14 protein-coding genes and 1 pseudogene are annotated in these 25,028 nt (G+C 65.7%); 10 read left to right on the forward strand and 5 right to left on the reverse strand.

Annotated elements, in window-relative coordinates; all coding sequences use genetic code 11:
• The first annotated feature begins 78 nt into the window (after positions 1-78).
• The 6 genes and pseudogenes from KY49_RS33480 (at position 79) to KY49_RS33505 (ending at position 5,241) form a co-directional block, all read left to right on the forward strand.
• Positions 79-1,800: a methanol/ethanol family PQQ-dependent dehydrogenase gene (locus tag KY49_RS33480; protein ID WP_042588515.1), complete on the forward strand. Its 1,722-nt coding sequence runs from the start codon at positions 79-81 to the stop codon at positions 1,798-1,800.
• A gap of 75 nt (positions 1,801-1,875) precedes the next feature.
• The gene (locus KY49_RS33485) at positions 1,876-3,084 is read left to right on the forward strand and encodes a c-type cytochrome (RefSeq protein WP_042588516.1); all 1,209 of its coding nucleotides are present in this window, start codon (positions 1,876-1,878) and stop codon (positions 3,082-3,084) included.
• Positions 3,085-3,172: 88 nt separating this feature from the next.
• Positions 3,173-3,487, forward strand: coding sequence for a high-potential iron-sulfur protein (locus KY49_RS33490; RefSeq protein WP_042588517.1), 315 nt, complete (start codon positions 3,173-3,175; stop codon positions 3,485-3,487).
• Between the two features lie 18 nt (positions 3,488-3,505).
• Positions 3,506-3,727: pseudogene (locus tag KY49_RS33495) on the forward strand (porin); the annotation flags it as partial.
• Between the two features lie 154 nt (positions 3,728-3,881).
• A complete protein-coding gene (locus tag KY49_RS33500; protein WP_042588519.1) occupies positions 3,882-4,283 on the forward strand; it encodes an OsmC family protein in 402 nt (133 codons plus the stop codon).
• Positions 4,284-4,311: 28 nt separating this feature from the next.
• Positions 4,312-5,241 (forward strand): pirin family protein, encoded by a 930-nt coding sequence (locus tag KY49_RS33505; protein ID WP_042588520.1) that lies wholly within the window; start codon positions 4,312-4,314, stop codon positions 5,239-5,241.
• A 36-nt stretch (positions 5,242-5,277) separates the two neighbouring features.
• Here KY49_RS33505 and pbpC read toward each other — a convergent pair whose 3' ends face one another.
• The 5 genes from pbpC to KY49_RS33530 all read right to left on the reverse strand — a co-directional run bounded on the left by pbpC (position 5,278) and on the right by KY49_RS33530 (position 20,153).
• Positions 5,278-7,692 (reverse strand): penicillin-binding protein 1C, encoded by a 2,415-nt coding sequence (gene pbpC, locus KY49_RS33510; RefSeq protein ID WP_052495827.1) that lies wholly within the window; start codon positions 7,690-7,692, stop codon positions 5,278-5,280.
• Between the two features lie 54 nt (positions 7,693-7,746).
• Complete coding sequence (locus KY49_RS33515; RefSeq protein ID WP_042588521.1) at positions 7,747-13,752, reverse strand: MG2 domain-containing protein; 6,006 nt, start codon at positions 13,750-13,752, stop codon at positions 7,747-7,749.
• Positions 13,753-13,963: 211 nt separating this feature from the next.
• Positions 13,964-14,767, reverse strand: a complete 804-nt coding sequence (locus KY49_RS37960; RefSeq protein WP_156162662.1) for a DUF6708 domain-containing protein — start codon at positions 14,765-14,767, stop codon at positions 13,964-13,966.
• Between the two features lie 192 nt (positions 14,768-14,959).
• The gene (locus KY49_RS33525) at positions 14,960-17,782 is read right to left on the reverse strand and encodes a T6SS effector BTH_I2691 family protein (RefSeq protein ID WP_197083631.1); all 2,823 of its coding nucleotides are present in this window, start codon (positions 17,780-17,782) and stop codon (positions 14,960-14,962) included.
• A gap of 478 nt (positions 17,783-18,260) precedes the next feature.
• Positions 18,261-20,153, reverse strand: coding sequence for a DUF3857 domain-containing transglutaminase family protein (locus KY49_RS33530; protein WP_082062492.1), 1,893 nt, complete (start codon positions 20,151-20,153; stop codon positions 18,261-18,263).
• Between the two features lie 771 nt (positions 20,154-20,924).
• Between KY49_RS33530 and KY49_RS33535 the strand changes: the two genes are divergently transcribed.
• The 4 genes from KY49_RS33535 to arcD all read left to right on the forward strand — a co-directional run bounded on the left by KY49_RS33535 (position 20,925) and on the right by arcD (position 25,027).
• Positions 20,925-21,128 (forward strand): hypothetical protein, encoded by a 204-nt coding sequence (locus KY49_RS33535; protein ID WP_010092364.1) that lies wholly within the window; start codon positions 20,925-20,927, stop codon positions 21,126-21,128.
• A 94-nt stretch (positions 21,129-21,222) separates the two neighbouring features.
• A complete protein-coding gene (gene glnA / locus KY49_RS33540) occupies positions 21,223-22,728 on the forward strand; it encodes a type I glutamate--ammonia ligase (RefSeq protein WP_042588524.1) in 1,506 nt (501 codons plus the stop codon).
• A 346-nt stretch (positions 22,729-23,074) separates the two neighbouring features.
• Positions 23,075-23,407, forward strand: a complete 333-nt coding sequence (locus KY49_RS33545) for a hypothetical protein (RefSeq protein WP_042588942.1) — start codon at positions 23,075-23,077, stop codon at positions 23,405-23,407.
• 156 nt (positions 23,408-23,563) lie between these two features.
• Complete coding sequence (arcD, locus tag KY49_RS33550; RefSeq protein WP_042588525.1) at positions 23,564-25,027, forward strand: arginine-ornithine antiporter; 1,464 nt, start codon at positions 23,564-23,566, stop codon at positions 25,025-25,027.
• Position 25,028 lies beyond the last annotated feature (1 nt).

The following is a 25,028-nucleotide window of genomic DNA, read 5'->3' on the forward strand; positions in this document are numbered from 1 at the left end:
CACTCGGCCCGGAACCCCACCGTGCCGGCGCGACGAACCGTTCGCGGCGGCGCGGCCACAATGACTCAGGAGACAACCATGAAGACACTCTCGGCTTCAGCAAGCCGACTGGCGGCGATCGGAATCGCGGCGGCAGCCGCCGTCGCGCTGCACCCCGGCCGCGTCGAAGCGGCCGCGGACTACCCGGCCGTGACCTACCAGCGGCTGACCGATGCGCAGGCTGATCCGGGCTGGCTGACCTACTACCGCACCTACAACGGCCGGTCGCATTCGCCGCTCACGCAGATCGACCCGTCGAATGCGAAGGATCTCAAGCAGGTGTGGGCCTACAAGTTCCCCGCCGACCTCAAGCAGGGCTTCGAAGCCACACCGATCGTCAACGGCAATTACCTGTTCGTGACGACGCCGAAGGACAACGTCTACGCCTTCGATGCGAAGACGGGCAAGCTGCTGTGGAAATACGAGCCGAAGCTCAGCCCGTCGTCGTTCAAGACCGCATGCTGCGACGTCGTCAACCGCGGCGTCGCGCTGTACGGCAAGAACGTCTATGTCGCGATGCTGGGCGGCGAAGTCGCCGCACTCGACGCGCAAACCGGCAATCTCGTCTGGAAGAAGCGGCTGTTCGATCCGGGCCTCGGATACTCGTTCTCGCTCGCGCCGCTCGCGCTCGACGGCGCGATCGTCGTCGGCACGTCCGGCGGCGAATACGGAATTCGCGGCTACATCATGGCCTTGAATCCGGACGACGGCTCGGAGGTCTGGAAACGCTACACGATCCCGGCTTCCGGCGAAAAAGGCGCGGACACCTGGCCCGACGGCATGCAGTCTCACGGCGGCGGCGCCGCATGGCTGACCGGCACCTACGACGCCGTGTCGCGCACGCTGTACTGGGGTGTCGGCAACCCCGGGCCGTGGCTCGCGGCGCTGCGCCCCGGCGACAACCTGTATTCCGACTCGCTGCTCGCGCTCGATGCGAAGAACGGCAACCTGAAGTGGCACTACCAGTACACGAACAACGACACGTGGGACTACGACGGCGTGAACGCGGCGGTCCTCGCCGACATCACGTACAAGGGCAAGGACTACGACGCGATCATCCACGCGGACCGCAACGGCTTCTTCCACGCGATCGACCGCACGACCGGCAAGCTGATCTATGCGACGCCGTTCGTGAAGGCAACCTCGGTCACCGGTTACACGGCCGACGGCAAGCCGATCCAGGACGAATCGAAGTTCCCGAAGGCCGGCACGACGATCGAAACCTGCCCGAGCTTCCTCGGCGGCAAGAACTGGTGGTCGATCTCGTACGACCAGAAGCGCAACATCGCGGTCGTGCCCGCGCTGCACGCGTGCATGAGCCTGACCGGCAAGTCGGTCAGCTACCAGGAAGGCCTGCCGTATCTCGGCGAAGGTTTCGAGATCAAGCCCGAGCCCGGCAGCCAGGGCTACGGCGAGCTGACGGCAATCGACGTGAACACCGGCAAGAAGCTGTGGAGCCACTGGACGAAGAAGCCGTGGAACGGCGGCGTCGCGACCACCGCGAGCGGCCTCGCGTTCAGCGGCTCGCTCGACGGCCGCCTGTACGCATTCGACACGGCGACCGGCAAGGTGCTCTGGGAGAGCCCGCAGCTCGCGAGCGGCATCATTTCGCAGCCCTCTGTATATGAGGTCGACGGCAAGGAATACGTCGCGGTGCTCGCCGGCTACGGCGGCGCGAACCCGATCTGGGGCGGCCCGATGGCCGACATCGCGAAGGACGTTCCGCGCGGCGGCACGCTCTACGTCTTCGCGCTCGACTGATCGGGCTCGAACCCCGCGCCCGCATGCGCCCGATGCGGGCGCGACGCCCCAACGGCTTCAACCGGAAACACGATCATGACGACTCGCCTCACTCCCCTTGCCCTCGCCAGTCTGCTCGCCGTGGGCATGGCGCTGACACCGGCATCCGCGTCGGCCGGCGTACGCATCTGCACGCTGCCCGGCAGCCCGACGACGGCGCTCGACAAAGCCGTTGCGCGCGAAGTGTTCCGCACCGCGGGCATCACCGCATCGTTCAACCAGCGCGGCGTCGACGACGACGGCGGCGACGACGGCATCTCCGCCGCCGAACTGAAGAAATCGCTCGAACGCGACTGCGACGTGATCGTCGGCTTCCCGCGCTCGGCGATCGCCGATGCGTCGGAGTCCAGAATGACGTTCTCGCAGGGCTATCTGCGCGCCGGCTACGTCAGCGTCTCGCTGCGCGACGCGCAAGCCTCGTCCGGCGCGAAGGAAACGATCGCGGCCACGTACGGCAGCCCGTCGCAGTTGATCGCCGCGCAGCAGACGAACGCCCGCTTCGTTCTGGAAAACACGAGCGAGCAAACGATCGGCGCGCTCGCGGCCGGCCGCGCACAGCGCGCCATCGTCTGGTATCCGAGCGTCGTCGCGTATGAGCACGCGCACCCGCAACAGCGGTTCCAGATTGCGGCGACGTCGTCGCCGTACTCCGACTGGCAGTTGTCGTTCGCATTCGGGCCAGGCAAGGAAGCGCTGCAGAAGCGGATCGACGCGGCGTTGTCGCGGATGAACGGCAACGGCCGTCTCGCCGCGCTCACGCGCGGCTGGGCACTGCCGGAGACGGTCGCGCAAGCAGCGGGGGCGCCTGCGCCCGGCCGGTTTCTCGACGGCGCGGTCGCATCCGCCCGGCAGCAGCCGGCGAAGAGCGGCTTCATCAAGGTCTCCGCCAGCGAAGGCAGCGACGTGCCGTCGTTCGACCAGGCGCAGGTGCAGCATGGCAAGAAGATCTATGCGGACGCCTGTGCGAAATGCCACGGCGACCAGCTCGAGGGCAATACCGCCCCCGCGCTGAGCGGGGAAGCCTTCGCTCCCGAAGGCAAGTCGCATATCACCATCGGCGGCGTGTACCAGTACATGTCGAACAACATGCCGGCCGATCGCCCCGGCAAGATGACGGAACAGGAATATTCGGATCTGATGGCGTTCCTGCTTTACTCGAACGGCTATGACGCGTCGAAGGCCAAGCTGACCGCCGATATCGCCAACGCGTCGAAGGCGCCGCTCGTCGCCGGGCCGCGCAAGTAACGCCCCCTTTCGTTTCGGCAGACCCGCCGCGCCGGCAAGCATTCCGGCGCGGCTGGGCGACTTATTTCATTTCATTTAGGAAAACGACATGATCTCCCGCAATCGCAGGACCTTCATCATTCACGCGGCCGGCCTGTTCGCCACGCTCGCAACCGGAACCCGAGCATTCGCGGCCACGCCGCTCGTCGACGAAAACGACGCAACCTCGAAGACGCTCGGCTACCGCGCGAAGGCGACGACCGTCGACGCGGGCAAGTTCCCGAAGTATCAGGCCGGCCAGACCTGCGAGAACTGCCGCTTCTACAGGGCCGCTGCGGGCGAATCCGCCGGCGCGTGCCCGATGTTCGCGGGCAAGGCGGTTGCCGCCGAAGGCTGGTGCAACGTCTATGCGAAGCGTGCCTGAGCGCGGGCACGACACCGCGCCGCGGCGAGCACGAGCGGCTTCGCGCAGGGCAGCGTGACGCTGTACGGCAACCTGGACACCGCACTGCTCTATACGAGCAAGACGCTGGATTCGGCCACCGGGCACAACGCCGGCCATCAGTTCGCGATGACCGACACGGGATTGACGCCCACGACGTTCGGGTTGACCGGCGCCGAGGATCTCGGCGGCGGCCTCGAGGCGATCTTCAAGCTCTCCACCTGAACGGCGGCGTCCGCGTGACTGTTGCCCGCCGAGCGACAGTCCGTTCCGCGCGTGCGGGCTACCGGACGCCGGCCCGCCCCTGTAAGGTTGCGATCGGTGCGCGGCATGCCGCCCCGCTTTCCACCGACCTCTCGAACCTCCAGGATTCCCCATGGCAAATTCGACCGTCGTCGCCCATCTCGGCGCGATCCGCTACCAGGTCACGCTGACGTCCGGCGCCCACGAATGGCGCAGCGACGTGCCGGCCCGTCTCGGCGGCGGCGACACCGGCCCCGATCCGCACGACCTGCTGCTGTCCGCGCTCGGCTCCTGCACCGCGATCACCGTCGCGATGTATGCGCAGCGCAAGGAATTGCCGCTCGACGGCATCGACGTGCGGCTCGCGATCACCGACGAGCAGCCCGGATCGCCGACGAAAATCGCGCGCGACATCACGCTGAGCGGCAACCTGACTGTCGAACAGCGCAACCGTCTGCTGGAAATCGCCAACGCGTGCCCGATTCACCGGCTGCTCACCGGCGACGTCGAGATCGACAGCCGCCTGAGCGCCTGACGTGACACGACTACAGGAGATTCACGACATGGACACGCGCATCGAAACCCCTTCGGCATCATCCGAACCCGGCCCGCAGACCGCCGAGCGCTACCCGGCGCGCGCCGCCGAAGTCGGCGCGCTGCCGATCCACCGCGCCTTGCCCAATCGTCAGCGGAAAACCGTCGGCGCGTGGTGCTTCCTCGACCACGCGGGCCCGGTCGCGCTGTCCGGCGATACCGGCATGCACGTCGGCCCGCATCCGCACATCGGCCTGCAGACGTTCACGTGGATGATCGAAGGCTCGGTGCTGCATCGCGACAGCCTCGGCTACGAACAGGTGATCCGGCCCGGCGAGGTCAATCTGATGACCGCCGGCCGCGGCATCGCGCACACGGAAGACACCGAGGACGCCTTGTTGCCCGGCGGGCGCTTTCACGCGGTCCAGCTCTGGATCGCGCTGCCCGACGCGCATCGCGATCGCGCGCCCGCGTTCGAAAACTACCGGAACCTGCCCGTTCACCGCGACGGCGGATTCACGATCACGGTGCTGGCCGGCGCCGCGTTCGATCGCGTGTCGCCGGCGCAGGTCTATTCGCCGCTGGTCGGGCTGGACTTTGCATCGGACGGCCCCGCCCGTCTCGCGATGCCGCTCGATCCTGCCTTCGAATACGCGGTCTTCGCACTGACGGGCGACGTGGCCGTCGACGGCGCGGCACTCGAACCGAACGAGTTGCTCTATCTGGGCGCCGGGCGCGACCGGCTCGAACTGACGACGGAGGCCGCCGCGCGCTTCATCGTGCTCGGCGGCGCCCCGTTCGAGGAAGACCTGCTGATCTGGTGGAACTTCGTCGCGCGCAACCCGGCGGAGATGGTCGCCGCGGCCGACGCGTGGAACGCGCAGCGCGGCTTCGGCGACGTGCAGGGCGAGACGGCTCCGCGCATGGAAGCGCCCGCGCTGCCGCCGGCGTGGAAATGAGCGCAGCCGGCGCGCGCGCACCGCGCGCCGCGCCGGCTACTGCTCGATCCCGACCGCCAGCGGCCGCTGGTCGCTGCGGCCGTGGTCGTCGACCACCCGCACCGTAAAGCTGCCCGCCGTTGCCGGCTGCCAGAACAGCGCGTCGCCCGGCGCGCTGCGGCCGACGTACGCGTCGTTGACGAACCAGTAGAGCGCATGCGCGCTCGCATCGGCGGTCGCGTTGAACGCGATGCGCGTGCCGCCCGCGTCCTTCACGCGCATCGCATACGTGCTGCCGCGCAGCGGCGACGTGATGCGCGGCGGATCGCCGTCGACCTGCCCGGCGTTGCCGCAGTCGGGATTCTGCGGCGGGCGCCTGCGCGGAATGCCCGCCTGCGCGAACACCTGCTGCAAATCCGACGGCCAGAACTCGAACACTTCGGTGTGCGTGCGCTTGCCGTCATAAGGCGGGCACGCGGGGCGGCCGGTCGCGTCGTCGATCACGACGGGCCGGTGCACGGTGCTCACGCGGATCGGCGACGTGCCCGGAATGAACCACGTCCAGCCCTGCTGCGGACACCACTCGTTCGGCAGGTCGCCGCTCGCGAGACAGATCCGCACGCGCTTCACGCGCGCCGGCGCCGGCCGCGCCGGCTCGGCGAGCGCGCGCTCGGCGTTCAGCGCATCGACGATCTGGAAGAACAGCGGCGCTGCCGCGTCGACGCCGACGAACGCCGTGTTGCTCGAATTGTCGAAATTGCCGACCCACACGACCAGCACGTACGGCCCGAACACGCCGGCCGTCCACGCATCGCGGAACGACCACGACGTGCCGGTCTTCCAGTACACGGGCAGCCGTCCGGGCTGCGCGCCGCTCGTCTCGTCGGGGCGCAGGTGCTGGCGCAGCATGTCCATCGTCATGAAGCTCGCCTCCGCGCTCAGCAGCCGCCGGCCCGGCGCGACCGGCTCGTCGTCGCGCAGCCGCAGCGGCCGCAGCACGCCGCCGTTCGCGAGCATCGCGTACAGGCGCGCGAGATCCTGCATCGTGACCTCGCCGCCGCCGAGCACGAGCGCGAGCCCGTAGTGCTGCGCACTCGCGAGCCGGCGCACGCCGGCCTCCTGCAGGAACCGGTAGAGATCGGGCTGCCTGAGTTGCGACGCGACCCACACGGCGGGCACGTTGCGGCTGCGGTTCAGCGCATCGGTCGCGGTGATCGGCCCGAGGAAGCGGCCGTCGAAGTTCTCCGGCGCGTACGGGCCGAACGACGTCGGCACGTCGCGCAGCACCGTCTGCGGATGCAGCACGCCCTGGTCGAAGCCGAGCGCATAGATGAACGGCTTGAGCGTCGAGCCCGGCGAGCGCCGCGCGAGCGTGCCGTTCACCTGCCCCTGGATCGCGCGGTCGAAGAAGTTCGCGGAGCCGACGAGCGCCTTCACGCCCATGTCGCGCGTGTCGACGAGGATCGCCGCCGCGTTGCGGATGCCCTGCGTGTCGTTGCGCGCGACGTAGCGGCCCACCTGCCGTTCGAGCGCGCGCTGCAGGTCGAGATCGAGCGACGTGACGACGCGCGCGTCGTCGCTTTCATCATCGTCCCCGCCCACACGGGTGCGCCACGCGTCGCGCTCGGCCAGCGCCTGGTCGACCGCGTGCGGCGCGTCGAACGGCAGCGCCGCGAGCGGGCGCATCGCGAGCGGCAGCGCGAACAGCGGCCTCGATGCCGCATCGCGCGGATGGCGGGCGAGCCAGCGCGCATACAGCCGGTTGCGGGACGCGGCGAGCGCGCGGTTGATCGCGTCCTGCCCCGCGCCGCCGCGCACGCGCCGCGCCGGATCCTGCGGGATCACCGCGAGCGCGAGCGCCTCGGGCAGCGTCAGCGCATCGGCCTGCCGGTCGAAATACACGAGGCTCGCGGTGCCCGCGCCTTCGACGTTGCGGCCGTATGGTGCATCGTTCAGGTAGGCCTCGAGGATCTGCCGCTTCGAATAGAACAGCTCGAGCTGCACCGCGCGGCCGACCTGTTCGAGCTTGCCGAGCGGCGTGCGCGTGTTGAGCCGCCACAGCGAGCGCGCGAGCTGCATCGTCAGCGTCGAGCCGCCCTGCGGATTGCCGCCGCGCACGTAGGTGACCCACGCGCCGCGCGCCAGGCCGTACGGATTGAAGCCCGGATGCCGCCAGAACCAGCGGTCCTCGTGCAGCAGCACCGCTTCGACGAGTTGCGGCGACATCCGTTCGAGCGGCACCCACAGGCGGTAGCGGTCGTCCTTCGCGAGCGTGAGCCGCAGCAGCCGCCCGTGCGCGTCGAACACGGCGGTCGACGACGGCTTCCAGTCGCGCAGCGACGGATGCGGCCACAGCCGTAAACCGGCCAGCACCGCCACGACGAGCAGCGCGCCCGCGATCCAGTTCTGCCAGCGATGCAGCCAGCGGCCGGCACGATGCAGCGCCCGGCGGAATGCGGACCCGTCAGCCATGCACGCGTCCACCTTCCGCCGAACGCGGCGCACACATCGCATGCCACACCGCGATCATCGCGCGCGCCCGACCGTAAGCGTCGCGCCGCCCGGCGACTGCGCCTGCACGCGCCGGTCGTACATCGACTCGCCATACGCGGGCGGCACGACGAAGCGGCCCGCGTTGCTCGCCTTGATCCGGTACACGAACTCGCGCACGTCGGTCGTCGCGGTGCCGTAGATCACCACGCGGTCCTCGCGCACGTCCGCGTATTCCGGCTGCCAGGTCGAGCCCGCGACGCCGATCGGCGAGCGCCACCGCGCATTCGCGGCGCTTGCCGCATCCGCGCCGTCGGCATCGCCGTTGCCGTCCTGCGCGTCGGTCGCGGGCGGCGGCGCGATCACCGGATCGAAGCCGCCCGGCAGCAGGTCGACGATCGCGACGTTCCCGACGCTCGCCGAGCCCGTCGCGCGGATCTTCACGTGCACGTCGATTTCCTGGCCGAGCGTGACCTTGTCGAGCGGCTTGCCGCTCGTGTCGGTGTACTCGCGCACGATCTCGAGGCCGTTCCTGATCGCCTTCGCCGACGCGCCCCGGTCGTAGCCCGACTGGCTCGCGATCCACCACGCGGGCAGCGCGCTGCCGTTCACGAAGTCGACCCGCGATGCGCCCGCGCCCCAGGTGCCCGAGCGCACGAGGTTCGCCTGCACCGACGACACGTCCTTCGGCGCGCCGCCCGCGCGCACCTCGTCGATCGCGAGCTTGTCGAGGCCGCCCGCGCTCGAGCCCGCGTACGCGTCGAGCGCGAGGATCGTCATCGCCGACGACAGCGTGTTGTAGCGGTTGCGTTCGAGCGGCGCCGCGACGTTCTCCATCACGCGCGGCGACAGCTTGCGCGCGCGCTCGGGGAAGTGCTTCGCGAGCAGGTACAGCACGCTCGCGTCGCGCGTCAGCGGATCGATGTAGTAGCCGGCTTCGTACGGCTCGTTGCGCGCCGCCTTGCGCTCGAGCAGCCCCTGCGGGCCGGCGATCAGCGCCGCCGCCTCCTTGTCCTGCTTCAGCAGCTGGTACGACGCGGCGAGCCACGCGGCCGCGAGATCGGTCTTCCAGTCGTTCGGGTACGCGTCCTGCAGGCGCTTCTGCACCGCCGCGAGGCTGTTGGTCGTCACGTTGCCCTCGCGCGTCAGCAGGTACACCGCATACGCGCGCTGCCGCAGCAGGTCGAGCGAGCCGAGCCGGTCGTTCGCCGCGAGCTGCTGCAGGTACGCGCTGCCCGTGTCGAGCATGTCCTTCGGCACGGCCGCGCCGCGCTCGCGCGCGTCGATCAGCACGTGCATCGCGTACGCGGACAAGAACGGATCGGCATCCGGCGTCGCGCTCCACAGCCCGAAGCCGCCCTGCGCGTTCTGCCGGCTGCGCAGCGCGCCGAAGAACTGCGCGGCCGCGTCCGCGGCGGCTTTCTCGGCCGACGCGGACGATGCGGCCCGCGGCTGCCGCGGGCTCGTCAGCGCGCGCACCGACAGCCACTTCGATGCGAACAGGCGCGGCACGATCGCGCTCACCATCTGCTCGCTGCAATAGTGATCGAAGTTGACGAGATACGACGCCAGCCCTTCCGACAGCACGAGCGGCGCGGTCGAGATGCTCGCGTCGCGCGCCGCGTATGCGTCGTACATGCTGCGCAGGTTCGGCACGCTCGCCTTCTTGCCCGCGTCGAGCCGCGCGAAGTCGAGCTGCGTGCGGAACGCGGCGGCCGGCCGCACCGACACGTCGACGCTCTGCTGCGCGGCCTTCGCGCCGTAGCGCGCACCGAATGACAGCGTGCCGGAGCCGAGCGCGTCGGTCGCCTTCACGCGGAACAGCGCGACGCCTTCGCGCATCGGCGCGAGCGTGACGTTCTGCGTCGCCGGGCCGACCACCTGCAGCTGCGGGCCCGTCTTCAGCGTGACCGCCACCGGCACCGGCGCGTTGCCGACGCCCGTCAGGTTGTTCGCGACGCCGACGCTCACCTCCGCTTCGTCGCCCGGCGCGAGCGTGGCCGGCACGTTCGGCGACAGCACGAAATCGCCGCGCACGGTCGTCGCGCCTTCGTAGGTGCCGACGAGATCCGGCGACACCGACACGGCCATCACGCGCAGCCGGCCGTTGAAGTAGTCCGGCACCGTGTAGCTGACGCGCGCGTCGCCGTTCACGTCGACGATCCCCGACCAGTAGACGACCGGCTTGTCGCGCTTGCGCTTGAACGGATTGAGCTGGCGGCCGAGCGCGTCGTCGGCGTCGCCGCCGGGCGCGGCCATCGACATCAGCTTCTCGAAGTCCGGCAGGATCAGGTCGAGGATCTGCGACGTGCCGACTTCGAGCATCCGCTTGCGGAAGAAGAACTTCAGCGGATCGCCGAGCTTGTAGCGCGCGACCTGCAGGATGCCCTCGTCGACCGCGAACACGACGACCTTCGCGGGCTTCGCCGAATGCACGGTGAAGGTCGCGGTGTCGCCCGGCTTCACGAGCGCGGGCGCGTCGACCGTGAGCGCGTTACGGCGCGCGTCGAGGTTCACCGAGAACGGCACGACGCCGTAGCTCAGCGGGCTCATGAAGATCTCGTCCGACGACGGATCGCGAATGTACTGCACGTTGATGTAGCCGTTGCCTTCGAAGCCGGCCGGCACCTTGATGTGCTGGATCGAGCTCGTCGTGTCCGCATGGAACCATGCGTGCGCGTACACCTTGTCGCGCTCGATCGTGATCAGGCCGCTGCCCGCGTAGGGCGCGCGGATCGCGATCTCGACCTGCTCGCCGGGCTTGTAGTCATGCTTGGCCAGGCTCACCTGCAGCTCCGCGTTGCGGTCGAGCGAGCGCGTCACGTTCGCGTCGCCCGCGACCGTGTACTCGATGCGGTTCACCGCGACGCCGTCCGCGCGGCGGATCACCAGCGCATAGCTGCCGGGCTTGTCGGTGCGCAGCGCGAAGTCGCGGCCCGCGGCGGGAAGCGCCAGCGGCTGCTCGTCGACCGGCACTTCCTTCAGCCGCGAGTCGTACTTGTACGCGCCCGAATCCTGCTTCGTCAGCACCGACACGTAGCGTTGCTCGACGAGCTGCGCGCGCAGGTCCTTCAGGTCGATCGCCTTCGCGCGCGGATCGATCGCGACGAGCCGCACCGTGCGCGGGCTGCCGCGCTTCACGTAGCCGAGATCGTCGACCGACCGGTAGCCGACCAGCCAGTCGTTGTTCGACACGAGCGTCTGCGCGTTCGCGGCGACGCTGCGCCCGCCTTCCGCTTCATAAGTCTTCGCCTGGAAGTAGAGCTGGTAGGTCGCGTCCGCGTACTTGCCGAGGTCGAGATCGAATTCCGCATGGCCCTTGTCGTCGGTCTGGCCGTCCTGCAGCGTGGTCGTGTAGCCCTCCTGCGCGCGCCGCGCGTCGAAGAAGCGATAGCCCTGCCAGCTGCGGAACGACGGCCATGCCGGCCGCAGCGTCAGCGTCGCCGCGACGCGGCGCTTCTCCGCCGGCGTGCCGAACAGGTTCTGCGCATCGACGATCCCCTTCAGCCCGTCCGGCTTCACCCAGCCTTCGACGACCTGCTGCGACAGCTTCGCGTCGACCTTCATCCGGTCCGGCAGGAATTCCTTCACCTGCACCGTCGTGCTGCCGATCGGCTCCGCGCCCGGCTGGCCGTCCTTGACGATGTACAGGTTGATGGTCCACGCGCCGGTCGGCGCGGTCTCGGCGGTCGTATAGCCGAGCTCGGTGAAACCGGTCGCGTCGACGGTCACCGGCCGGCGCTCGACCGTCATCCCGCGCGGATCGACGATCTCGGCCTGCAGCGGCACGCCGGCCGGGCTGCGCGCCCAGTTCGCCGCCCGCACGATCAGGCCGACATGGAACGGGTCGCCGAGCCGGTACAGCCCGCGATCCGAGAACAGGTAAGCGGACAGCTGCCCCTGGCCGGTCGCGTTGCGCTCGCCGCCGACGTCGAAGCGCGAGAAATCGAGCTGGCGGTCTTGTCCGGACACGGGCAGGAACGACAGGTCGCCGTCCTTCTTCACGACGTAAAGCTGCGGACGCTTCTCGCGCTCGAGCCCCTTGAACGCAGGGAAGTGCACGACGCCGTCCGCGGCGGTCGTCTGCGTGAACAGCGCCTGGCCGTTCACCGCGAGCACCGACACCGTCGCGCCCGCGACCGGTCGGCCCGAGCGAATCGACTGGACGAACACGTCCTGGCTGCCGTCGAGCGCGCGCTTGACGAGCATCCCGAGGTCCGTCACGACGATCAGGCGCGTGTCGCCGAGCGAGCTGTCGTCGTCGCTGCCGTCGCCGCCTGAATCCGCGCTGTCGGCGTGGTCCGGGTCGCCGTTGCCGTCCGCCGCCGCGTCGTCGCCCTGGGCGGCGTCCGCGTGCTTCTTCTCGGCGGCCGGATCGTATTTGGACAGGTGCAGCAGGAACACGCCGCGCTTGCCGCCCTTCAGGTACTGCCCGAGATCGACGCCCTCGTAGTGCGCCTTGCCCGGCTCGCCCGCCGGGAACGCGCGCTTCTGCACGAAGCGCTCGACGATGTGGTCCTCGCTGAACGAATACGACAGTTCGGGGCGCGCGTACGTGCCGTGGTTGAAGCTGACGAGGTGCTGGAGCTGGTCGGGCACCACGCGGCCGATCTCGACCTTCATCCCGGGCAGGTTGCGCGACACGACCGAGATCCGCTTGCTGCCGCTCATCGACAGCAGCGCGCCGTCGGCCATGAAGCGCAGCAGCTTCGGATAGTCGGGCACCGTGAACGCGCGCGTCACGGCCTTGCCGAGCAGGTAGCCGCCGGCCGACTTCAGGCCGTCGTCGAAACGCACGTAAATGCGGTCGCCCGGCGTGGCGTGGTACTTGAAGCTCTGCAGCGTCGCGTAGTCGTTCTCGGTCGGGACCGGCTCGAGCGGCAGCGGCTTCGCCTGCTTCAGCACCGCGTCGCCGACGTCCGCGACGTTCCATTCGTAGGGCGGGTCGTCATCCGCCTGGTCGACGCCCGGCTTGCGCTTCGGCAGCACCCACGCCTTCGCGCGCGTGGCGAGCTCCGCGCTGCGCACGCCGTCGGACGTTTCCGCGACCAGCACCTGCTCGGGCTCGTAGCGATCGTTGTCGACGAGCGTCGGCGACACGCCGCCGATCGACAGGCTGAAGAGGCCCGGCACGCCGACCGACGCGCGCAGCGCGTCCTTCGTGCCGTTGCCGCCGCGCGCGCTCGTCACGCCCTTGTCGACGTCGAGCCGCACCGACAGCGGGTCGCGCGGAATCTCGAGCGGCTGCGACTGCACCCAGGCGCTCAGCTTGCTCGCGTCGTAGTTGACCGTGTAGCGCAGCGGCGTCGCGCCCTTGCCGTCGCGGCCGACGAGCACGAGCCCGATGCGCTTCTCGAACGCGGCCGGATCGACCGGGTAGTTGAAGCGGACCTGCAGGATCGCCTGCTTCTGCGCGGGGTTTTCCGGGTCCTGGTAGAACTGGGTGCTGCCCGTCTGCGCGGCGAATGCCGGCACGTCGAACGCGAAACGGTCGTCGGCCATCGTCACCTGCGGCGCGAACGCTTCACGCACCGCGAAGCGCCCTTCGACGTGCGCGCCGACCGGCCAGTCGGCCGCCGGCGTGAAGCGCAGCGTCTTGTCGTCGACCCATTGCCACACGCCCTTCAGCGCGGGCGTGATCTCGATGCCGCGCTCGATCGGCTTGCCGACGCGGTCGAGCGGCGCGGCCGAATGCGAGAACGCGATGTCGAGCGGATGGATCGTCACCTTCGGCTTGCCGCTTTCGTCGGTGTCGTAGCTCGTGACGGCGGGCGGCTTCACGGTGAAGCTGACCGTTTCCGGTTCGGGCGGCTTCGGGCGGTGCTTGTACCAGTGCCAGCCGCCCGCCAGCGCGACCCCGAGCAGCACGGCGCCGCCGGCATGCCACGGGCGGCGGCGCACCGTCGCGACGGTGAAGCCCACCCAGGCGGGCGCGCGCCATGACACGTCTCCGACGAGCGGCCTCAGCACGTGGCCGAGCAGACGCCAGACGAAACCGATCGCGCGAAACGGCAGGCGCAGCAAAAAGCGCAGCAAATCCATGTTGTTGTTTCCTCGTCAAGGACGTGCTGCCGGCCTCGGCGACGTACCCCGAATCGTTATCTTTGACGGCGCGGCCCAGTTGCGCCGTGGATGCTTGGTATGCGTGATGCAGGCCCCGCTGCGTGCGGCGTGCAGCGGGACGCTGAATTATCGCGGAACGCGTGGTGATCGCGCCAGAGTGTGTTCACGACAAGACTTGGGGCGGCGTCGATCAGTTTTCTTGTTTGTCACGGCGTTTCGCCCGTGCAAGCATTGCGGCCCAAACCTTGTCGTCCTTGGCGAACTCGCCTGTGAACCTCGGTTCCGCCCACTGGTAGGGATCGTTCGGTTCGATGGCCGACGTCGCCTCGATTTCGGCCGGCCAGACAGGATCCTTGCAGCTTTGCATGACGAGCCAGCGCATGCAGGTTACCAGCGCCGTCGCGACCCAGGTAATCAATGGTATCGGCAGCCAGATGTCGCAATACGATTTGGCCCAAAGGAAGCAGTTCGTCCAGCTTCGGCTGGTCGAGGTACCAATCACCATGTCCTTGGGTAGGGCCTGCGGCCCCTGTTCCATGTAAACGACGATGAATTTCCAGATCTGGCGAACTGGTTGCTCATCGCGACCGAAGAAATGGCCGACGGCAAAGGTATCGATCACGTTATCGCCATCCATCACGTGACCGCGGATATCAGTAAGATCGCGGTTAACTTCACCTTTTCCGATATGAAAATAAACTTGATCCCATGGCACAGATAGCACTCCATTCCGGCCATTGTGACGAAACACATGGATCATTCGCGTTTGACGGTTAAAGCGAATCGGGAAATAAGAATACGAGAAAAATTCTCGCCCCAATGTCCGCTTGATCATTCGCATCACACCCCACGACATCAAATAAAATAAAATTAATGCAACCACATCCACCAAATAATTCTTTTCACGAAATAAGTCAACAATCAAAACCCAGATCACCGACAAAATCGCCGCATAAAATACTATTGATATCAAAACCCCCAAAATAGTCTGCATTCCCCCTCGAATCGAGTACCATCTATCTATCATTTCTAGATAGGTTGAATTAAACCCAATTAGACTAGATCGGTCGTCAGGCTCTGTACCGGCCAACAGTTTTGGGTCCCGAGGCAAACCATAATAACGCCTCTCATAATACGAATATTTTTTTTGCGTTTTAAATGGGGCAAAAAATCCACTTTCCATGATTCATTCTCCCGCAAGTTTCGCAAACGCCGCTTGCTGGTCCAACAATGATCCAAATCGCTCACCCTCTGAAAGCCTTCCAAGCTTTGATTGAGCCATCCACTGTTGAATTGCATTACTTTGAAATCTTGAAACCACCCACAAGGATGCCGCAATCAATATCCCAATCACAAAATAAACGCCAGCCGTCATTAAAGATGCATAAACTGCAGCAAGCGCAACGTACGCCATTGCACCACCCAATCCAACCATTAATATGCCAACAAAAAAGTTATATTTTTTCTCAACAAAACCTTGAATTATAGTAACAACTCCCATTCCCACCCCACCGGCAACACCTAACCACTTTCCCGCTCCAATCAACCATCCAGCAGTAAAATTACGTGTAATACGCAAAGAAGCAAGCACCCGACTAACCGCACTTTCCAACCAAGGCATTTTTTGCATTGAACGTCCGGTCACCTCCACCGTAATCCCCAAAAAAGCCGTCACCGCCGCACCAAAATTCAATCCCAGCAAACCCGTCTTCCCGCCCCGAACATAATCTCCGTAATACCCAATCACCGTCGCGGCAGCAAAGATCCCGACAACGACCCCCGCCTTGATTTCAGGGCGAGCCAATTCGCTTGCGGTTCTGGTCAGCAAGGATTCGAAGGTTTGTGGATCAACCGTAGCCAGCTTCTGCGCATTGCTGTAACCCCTGCCCATCCGCGATAACTCGGAGCTATCGACGAGAAACATCCCGCGAGCCGGGATGCTCGTGGCGGCACGCGTTTCAACGATCAAGTCCTCCGCTCTTTTATACAGATTCGATGCACCGCCCCCCGAGATCGCGTTGACCGCACGCGCCAACGTTCTGGCCGCCTGCTTCGGCGACAGATCGCTCGATACCTCGATCAGTTCCAGATGGGGATTCTGCGCACGTGCGACGCCCAGCATCAGCGCAATCAAACGTCGCTCCGGCAGCGCGGCCATGCCGGCCACCACGCCCTTGTTGATCACTTTCCCCAAACGCTCGGTGACGAGACCGAGAAGCTGAAACAAATATTTGCTGATATTCGTGAACGGCCCTTGAAGGTTCTCGCCCATGCGTATCTTGACAAACGTATCTTTGACCGCGTCGAGCATTCGAGCACTGATATCCCGCCACGGTATGTTGGGGCTGGTGTTCTTGTCGGTCTGTGACTGCGACCAGGTCGTCGCGAGTTTCTGGTGGTTGAAAATCAATGCCCGGAGAATCGGGTTGTCGGGCAACATCGGATCCTTGCCCAGGCACTCGTTGAAAAAGGATCGAGCATGACGCCGGCCGCTGGCATCGATGATGCAGCCGTGAACCACTTGCTGATAAATCACGCCGTTGCGGATATCGTTCGGATCGAAGTTGTGCGTGAAGTGGTCGACGAAGAAGCGGCTTTTGAGCCACGCGACATAGGCTTGATCGAGCGGCCCGATCGTGTTGGTGTCAAGCGTGTTCAGGCCGTCCGTGAATCGGGTCTGCGCATCCTGATAATTCTTCGGATTCAGATAGCTGACGTACTTGGGCCAGGTTTCGGTTTCCAGCCTCAGTATCTGGTCGGGCGTCAGCATACCCGCCTGTTCGATGTTCCGGCTCATCGCAGCGATATTGCCGGAATGACGAATCAGCGCACCCGGCACGAATGGCCGAAAGATCGCCGCGGTATTCTGCTGATATTCGCTTCGCTCGACCATCGCGCCATTGATGACGGCTTTGCGAATGGCATTGATTGCGCCGACCGTTTCAAATTCCCATTTGAGGTCCGCCTGCTCGGTATATTCCAGCGCCCGCTGGATGGCGAGACCGTTCAGTTCCATCGCGATCCCCACCGGGTCGACCACTCCGACGACTGCGGGACGGTATGGCTGCGCCATACGCTTGGCCCAGGCGCTCATCCGTTCGGCTTCCGGCTTGGCAAAGCGCAACGGCTGGGGCGAAAACGCCCAAGCCGCCGTCATCAGCTTTGCGTTGAGGTCATCCGGTTTCGGACGTGCTACCGCGCCTTTGAGTATCTCCTGAAATAGCGGCGAAATCAGGTCAAGCGCCTGTTTGCTCTTGTCATCGCTCTTGACCGAGCCGTCGCCTTTCAGCAACGCCTGCGGTCGCTTGTACGGCGCGGGCAGGAAGCGTTGCAGATACGCGCGTGTTTCATTCCGCAACGTTTCAGCGTCCGCGGCGAATTCGGCGATATGCGGCAGTGTGTCGAATGAGCCCATGTGTTGCAGGCTCGCCCCCTGGATCCAGGCTGCAACGTCGATACATTGCATATGCGCCTCTCGATGCGCCCGCGACCCGTGATCTTTGAGTACCTGCGCAGTCCAGGGTGCCGTGCTAAAGGCGATCCATATCTTTGTTGCGTACCGCGCATCCGCTACCGTAAAGCAGCGGGCAAGATATGGATCGTTTTTGGCTCTGCATGCGGCATTGAAGTTGAGCGCATCCACCTTGGGAGGCGCTTCCCGGATGTTGAATTCCCATAGATAGCTTTGCTCGTTGACGACATATCCGCTCCAATGATTGAGCTGCTCGTCGAAAACGTATAGATATCCGGCACGCAACGTGCGCAACATATAGCGAGCCGAATCGGCCGGCAACTCGATATCGGCGACTCCTGCTCCGAACCCCTTTGGCAATGCGGGAGCATGACCCATGTCGGTTCGCGCTACCGCATAACGAACCGGCAGAATTGGCAAGCCGAACTTGTCGCAAATCGGACAGCGGAGTTGGGTCGGGGAGGATGCCGGTCGAGCTGTAGTCGCCATGGTTGCGGTTATGGGTTCGATTAGGATCTTGAAAAATTGGCTCGACATCAAGCTGATGCGGATGTCAGTCCATTACTTTCGGAGTTCCGAGCAGCACATTCAGCGATACGAGCAGCCCATACCGCTATTCCGATGATCGACCGAATGGTATCTCCAATAGTCATCTCAAAAAATACCTGACATCACTGCGACGTCGGATAGTGCAAACTGATGCGCGCTCCTGTTTTTTTGAGATACATATCGCTATCCTGAATACGTCCAGCGACGGCCGATTCACGGCTGCACTTCCGCATCGACGCACTTCGCTCATGCAGCAAGCCGGACAAAGAAAAGCCCCGCAAAGTCCGAAAACTTGCGGGGCTTGTTCCGCCAGAAGTGGCGGAAACGGAGGCCGGCAAACCAGATCTCAAGCCGATCCAATCGCATCCAGCGTTTGCTGATGGGCTGAGCGATGGGCTAGAAAATCGATGCCATCCCTATCGCACCACCTACGGGACCACTTGCACCATTCCCTTTCAAGAGCGCGCTAAACCGGCGACGCAACCGACACCGTCTGCCGCAACGCATTCGTGCAACGCTGCGCGTCGTCGATGAAGCGCCCGAACGCGTCGCTCGTCAGTTCGTCGTGATCCAGCCAGCGCGCCTTCTGCACGAGGCGCTGGCGATACGCGATGCCTCGCGCCGCCGGCTCGGGCGTCACGTCGAGGTCGAACCACGGCGACCGCACGCTGCAGGCGGCAAGCGGCTGTTCCGCGCGCACGCCATCGAGGCGCACCTCGGCCCGGCTTTCCTCCCGGTCGCCCAGATACAGGTCGCCGACGTCGCCGTTGCGCCGGTAGTTGACCAGCCGCTCCCACTTGTCGCGCCATCCGGCGCCGCCGTTGTACACGTAGCCGCTCGACGTGCGGTCGAGCGCGCGCCGGTCCACGCCGTGCGCACCGATCCGGTAGCGGCCGAACCCGGCGGCGCTTGTGTCCGGCCGGTCGATCCGGCATTCGACCGGCTCCTTGAACCATGTGTTGCACAGGTGCTGATCGACGGCCGTCGCGCCCTGCGCATAGTCGCCGTCCATCAGCGCCCACAGCAGGTTCCCGTCCTTGTCGACGCGCAGATCGACGCGCGCGCTGCCGTCGTCGCGCACGCTCGCATGGTACGTGCCGTCGAAGATCACCCGCGGCGCCTGCGCCGCGATGCGGTCCTCGTCGACCGCGCCATTGCGCTCGACGACCAGCGCCCATCGCTCCTGCAGGTCGGGCGGGATGATGCCCGGCAGATAGACGTTGTTGGTCGGGTCGAGCCACCAGGTCTCGCCGTTGACCACCGCGCGCACGATCGCATGATTCGGCGCGGCGAGGCCGGGCACCAGCAGCGGGCCCGCGTCGACGCCGCGGAACACGAACGCGGGCCGCGCATCGATGCCGCTCGCGTTGAGCATGGCTGCCAGCAGCACCGCGAGATCCTTGCAGTCGCCGTAGCCGTTCGCCTCGACCTGCGCGAGATCGAACGGCACGAGGCCGCGCTCGCTCATGCGCCAGTCGCCCATGTAGCGATAGTGCGCGCTGATGTGCTTCATCAGCGCGGCGACGCGCTCGGGCTCGGGCCTGCCGCGCGCCGCCGCGACGGCGCCCGCCGCACCGGCGGGCAGCGGCGCGGCAAGAATCGCGTTGTAGCGCGCCGCGAACGGGCCGAAGTGCGCCTGCCGGTCGAGACTGCTGGTCAGCTCGATGCGCGGCACCCGGCGCGCCATCGTGCCGTCCTCGTTGATCAGGTTGACATAGCGCGGCGCCTTCAGCGTGACGACGAGACGGTGGTCCTGCCCGGACGTCTCGACGTCGAATGCGTCGAGCTGCTCGCCGCGCCATGCGATCGGCCGGTCGGCGGAAAACGCGGCGCGGTACGCGTCGAGCCGGACGGGCATCGGCCCGAACACCGCGCGCTCGTGGAATTCCGTCGCATTCGGCGTCGCGGCGACGTGCTCGACGAGCGTGTACGTGATGGTGCTGCCGACCCGCAAGCCGGGAAACGCGACCGACGTCTGGCGCTTGCGGTGGAAGCCTGCCTCCGGGTTCGGCGCGGTGCGCGTGTCGATCTGCTTCGACGACAGCGGGACGCGCCGGCCGTCCGGCTGGATCACCGCGGCATCGCGGATCTCGAGGCGATCGTTGTCCAGGAAGTCGAAATCGAGCCGGGACAGCTGTGCGCGCCCGGCCGGGCGCAGGATCGTCAGCTTTTCGTGCGTCGTGCAGTCCTTGCTCGCATCCCGGTTGAGCCGGCAGGTCATGTCGGTGCGCCGCGCCACCGGCGCTTCGTCGCTCGGCTGCAGCGCGGCGTTCGATCCGGCTGACGCGATGCACAGCAGCGCGGCGACGCCCGCGCTCACGCCGCTACGCATATGTTTCGATCGGGTTCGGAAGGTCATCGGTTGGACTCCTCAAAATGGTCGTGACTGGTTGAAACGCTGCTTTCCTTTCGAACGGACCTGCTGATTTCACATGGGCTCGTCGCTTCCGATTGCATGAATGCCGTCGCCGCTCGCATCGAGGCGGCGAACGAATCGATTCAGGAATGGCATATCAGGCGCGCAAAAGCGCGCCCGGGCGGAATGTCCGAGGTCTTCGGCGCATCGGACGGATGCGCGTCGAGACGGACGCTGACGACATGGCTAAAGAGGGGCGCGCCGCATGACGAGGTGTGCGGGCTTCGTGGCGAGTGTCGCTGTACCGATGGCGATTGCATGCGGGCGATGCAATCACGTTGAATCGCGGTTGCCCGCCTTCAACGAAGCGGGCAAGCGGCGCATTGATTCCGTAGAACTGCTATGGGTATTCGCTTGATCGAACAGGATGAAATTTTAAAACGCGACGATCGTATCAAAATGTACTTTCAAGGTCAAATACGACCGTTCGCATTCCGTCGAATCGACGATCATTCATTTGCATAACATATTAAGTAGACAAGCGATGGATTCGACTCGGCGATTCATCCGCGTTCCTGGCAACGGCTTGCCCGGCGCCGTGCCCGGCATGCCCGAGCATCAGGGCCCGCCCCTGCGACGAGATGTCGCCGGCGTCGCGCTGCGCCGCAAAAACCCGACCCGATTCGCCGGTTCCCATTGCCTACAATCAATGTGTCGTACCCACCGGCCTCGCGTGACGGCCGATCGAAGTGCCCCCTTTTTCAGGAGATCGCCATGAATGCGGAAACCAGCAGCAATGTCCGTGCCTTCGTGCAGACCGCGGAGCATGCGGGCGCGTTCGTCTGGGTCATCGCGCTCGTCGATTTCGACGCGCAGCACGTGAAGCGCACACTCGTGTCGGACGAAACGTTCGGCACGGCCGCCGCCGCGCGGGACGCCGGCGAAGCCCGCCTGGCCGGGATGAGGGAGGACCGGTAACACGCGCGCTTGCGTGTATGGACCCGTGCTGTGTTTCGCGCGCGGGCAGACCAAGTCAGGAATACAGGCAAAGGGCCGGAAGAGGAGAACGTCCATGCCCGATACGCAAGCCAGCCCCGGGGCTTCTTCCCCGGTATCCGTCGACGCAGGCAGCTATCGCGTCGCCCGCCCCGAAAGCGTGAGCGACGTGATCGATCTGGTGCACAAGCACGCGATCCAGATCGTCGACCTGAAATTCACCGATCTGCCGGGACTCTGGCAGCACTTCTCGATTACGCTCCCCGAAGTTCACGAAGGCCTGTTCGAAGCCGGCATCGGTTTCGACGGCTCGTCGATTCGCGGCTTCCAGGAGATCCACGAGTCGGACATGCTGCTGAGGCCGGACCCCGCCACCGCGTTCGTCGATCCGGTGTGCGGCACGCCGACGCTGTCGCTGATCTGCGACGTCGTCGATCCCGTGCTGCAAAAGCCGTACTCGCGCGATCCGCGCCATGTCGCGAAGAAGGCCGAGGCGTATCTGGCGCAAACCGGCATCGCGACGACCTGCTATTTCGGGCCCGAACTCGAATTCTTCATATTCGACTCGATCCGCTTCGGGCAGGATCAGCACAGCGGCTATTACTACGTCGAATCGGCCGAAGGCGACTGGACCACCGGCCGCGACGAAGGCGCCTACGGCGGCGGCAATCTCGGCTACAAGGCGCGCTACAAGGAAGGGTATTTCCCGGTGCCTCCCCAGGACACGCTGCAGGAGATCCGTTCCGAGATCGCGTTGACGCTGCAGCAGGCCGGCGTGCAGGTCGAGGTGCACCACCACGAAGTGGCGACCGCCGGACAGAACGAGATCGACCTGCGCTTCGCCCCGCTCACGCGGATGGCCGACAACGTGATGATCTACAAGTACATCTGCAAGAACGTCGCACGCCGGCACGGCAAGGTCGCCACCTTCATGCCGAAGCCGCTCTACGCCGACAACGCGAGCGGCATGCACTGCCACCAGAGCCTGTGGGACGACGAGCGCAACCTGTTCTACGACGCGGCCGGCTGGGCGCTCACGTCGGACCTGTGCCGCTGGTACATCGGCGGCCTGCTGCAGCACGCGCCCGCGCTGATGGCGTTCTGCGCGCCCACGACGAACTCGTACAAGCGGCTGGTGCCCGGCTACGAAGCGCCGGTGAACCTCGCGATGTCGCAGCGCAACCGCTCGGCCGCCGCGCGCATCCCGATGTACTCGGATTCGCCGAACGCGCGGCGCGTCGAGTTCCGCTGCCCGGACCCGTCCGCCAATGCGTACCTCGCGTTCGCGGCGATGCTGATGGCCGGGCTCGACGGCATCGAGAACCGGATCGATCCCGGCGACCCGCTCGACCGGAACATCTACGACCTGCCGCCGGAAGAAGCGCGCAACATCCGGCAAGTGCCGGATTCGCTCGATGCCTCGCTGCGGGCGCTCGAAGCCGACCACGCGTTCCTGCGCAAGGGCGACGTGTTCAGCGACGACGTGATCCGGACCTGGATCGATTACAAGCGCACGCACGAGATCGACCCGGTCAGGCTGCGTCCGCATCCGTGGGAGTTCTATCTGTATTTCGATATCTGAAGCCACGAATCCGCGGGATCGATGCCGTCGATCCCGCCGGACTCGTCCCCCTTCGACACGGCCGTTTCACCCGCATTTCCCCCCTGCCTGCCCCCCGTCCACCTTCCCGCGTTCTTTGATCCACGACAGAAAGTGCGGTTTAAATTGTTTCAAATTGCAACGCCATCGGGAAGAATTGAATCAACGAAAGCACACATTCAAACACGAAATTCGACGGATTCGGTGTGGGTTTGATCGGCTCGTTTCGCACGCGGGAATCGGGAAAACAGCTTGATTCCTGAGCGTATGCAAATTCGATCGTCACAAGCGGTCGAGAACGGAATTGAACAACAAGGCAGGCAGTGCGATGAGAATCTTTGTCGATAATCTCCAGCCTGAAGTGACGAAAGAAGAGCTTCAGGATTTTCTACTCAAGTACACCGGCAAGCAGTTCACGGACATTCAATTCATCGGCCAATCGGGCCTGCGGCCCGGCGCGCTGATCGGCGTCGACGGCGCGAACTGGCGCCTGCTCGCGGAAATCCGCCGCCGTCTGAACGGCATGTACTGGAAACGGCGCCGGCTCGGCGTCTGGCTCTTTTCGTTCTGGGACAGCAGCGATGCCGCCGAGGCGCGGCGTCAACGGGAAGCCCGGACGCAACCCGCAGGGAGCGCACCGATGACGACGCTCCGCCGATAGCGCCCGAAACGGGCACGCTTCTTCGACTTTCCAACCACGCGCGTTCCGCCGGACCGCGCATGCCAGCGGCAAAACACCGCGCCCGCCATTCCGGCGGCAGCGCGATGGCCGCGCGCACGCCGCGATCCTGCGCGAACGCGATCGAGAGGAAACATCATGGCTGAAATCACACAAAACGAAGCCGTCGCGGCGAAACCCGCCGCCGCGCACAAACTACGACTCGGCGCGCTGACCGCGCTCGTGGTCGGATCGATGATCGGCGGCGGCATCTTCTCGCTGCCGCAGAACATGGCCGCCAACGCGGAGGCCGGCGCGATCCTGATCGGCTGGGCGATCACCGCGATCGGCATGCTCACGCTCGCATTCGTGTTCCAGACGCTCGCGAACCGCAAGCCGCAGCTCGACGGCGGCGTCTACGCATACGCGCAGGCCGGCTTCGGCGATTACATGGGCTTCTCGTCGGCGTGGGGCTACTGGATCAGCGCGTGGCTCGGCAACGTCGGCTACTTCGTGCTGCTGTTCTCGACGCTCGGCTACTTCTTCCCGGTGTTCGGCGAAGGAAACACGCCCGCCGCGATCGCGGGCGCATCGGTGCTGCTGTGGGCCGTGCACTTCCTCGTGCTGCGCGGGATCAAGGAAGCAGCGTTCATCAACCTCGTCACGACCGTCGCGAAGATCGTCCCGCTCGCGCTGTTCATCCTGATCTGCGTGTTCGCGTTCAAGCTCGACGTGTTCCGCACCGACATCTGGGGCCGCGCGCATCCGTCGCTCGGCTCGGTGATGACCCAGGTGCGCAGCATGATGCTCGTCACCGTCTGGGTGTTCATCGGCATCGAGGGCGCGAGCATCTTCTCGGCGCGCGCGGAAAAGCGCAGCGACGTCGGCCGCGCGACCGTGATCGGCTTCGTCGGCGTGCTGCTCGTGCTGGTGCTCGTCAACGTGCTGTCGCTCGGCATCATGACGCAGCCGCAGCTCGCGAAGCTGCAGAACCCGTCGATGGCGGCCGTGCTCGAGCACGTCGTCGGCCACTGGGGCGCGATCCTCATCAGCGTCGGCCTCGTCGTGTCGCTCGCCGGCGCGCTGCTGTCCTGGGTGCTGCTCTGCGCGGAAATCCTGTTCTCGGCCGCGAAGGACCACACGATGCCCGCGTTCCTGCGCAAGGAGAACGCGAACCACGTGCCGGCGAACGCGCTCTGGATCACCAACGCGATGGTCCAGGTGTTCCTGCTGATCACGCTGTTCTCGCAAAGCACCTATCTGTCGCTGATCTATCTCGCGACGTCGATGATCCTGATTCCGTACTTCTGGTCGGCCGCTTACGCGCTACTGCTCGCCGTGCGCGGCGAGACCTACGAAAGCGATCCGCGCCAGCGCCGCAACGACGGCTTCGTCGCCGCGCTCGCCGTGCTCTACGCGGTGTGGCTGCTGTACGCGGGCGGCGTCAAGTACCTGCTGCTGTCCGCACTCCTCTACGCGCCGGGCGCGCTGTTCTTCGCGAAGGCGAAGCGCGAGCTCGGCAAGCCGGTCTTCACCGCCACCGAAAAGCTGATCTTCGCGGCGGTGGCCGCCGCCGCGCTCGCCGCGGCCTACGCGCTCCATAGCGGGCTCCTCACCCTTTGAT

Origin of the sequence: Burkholderia sp. MSHR3999 (assembly GCF_000833595.1) — a bacterium.
Lineage (GTDB): Bacteria > Pseudomonadota > Gammaproteobacteria > Burkholderiales > Burkholderiaceae > Burkholderia > Burkholderia ubonensis.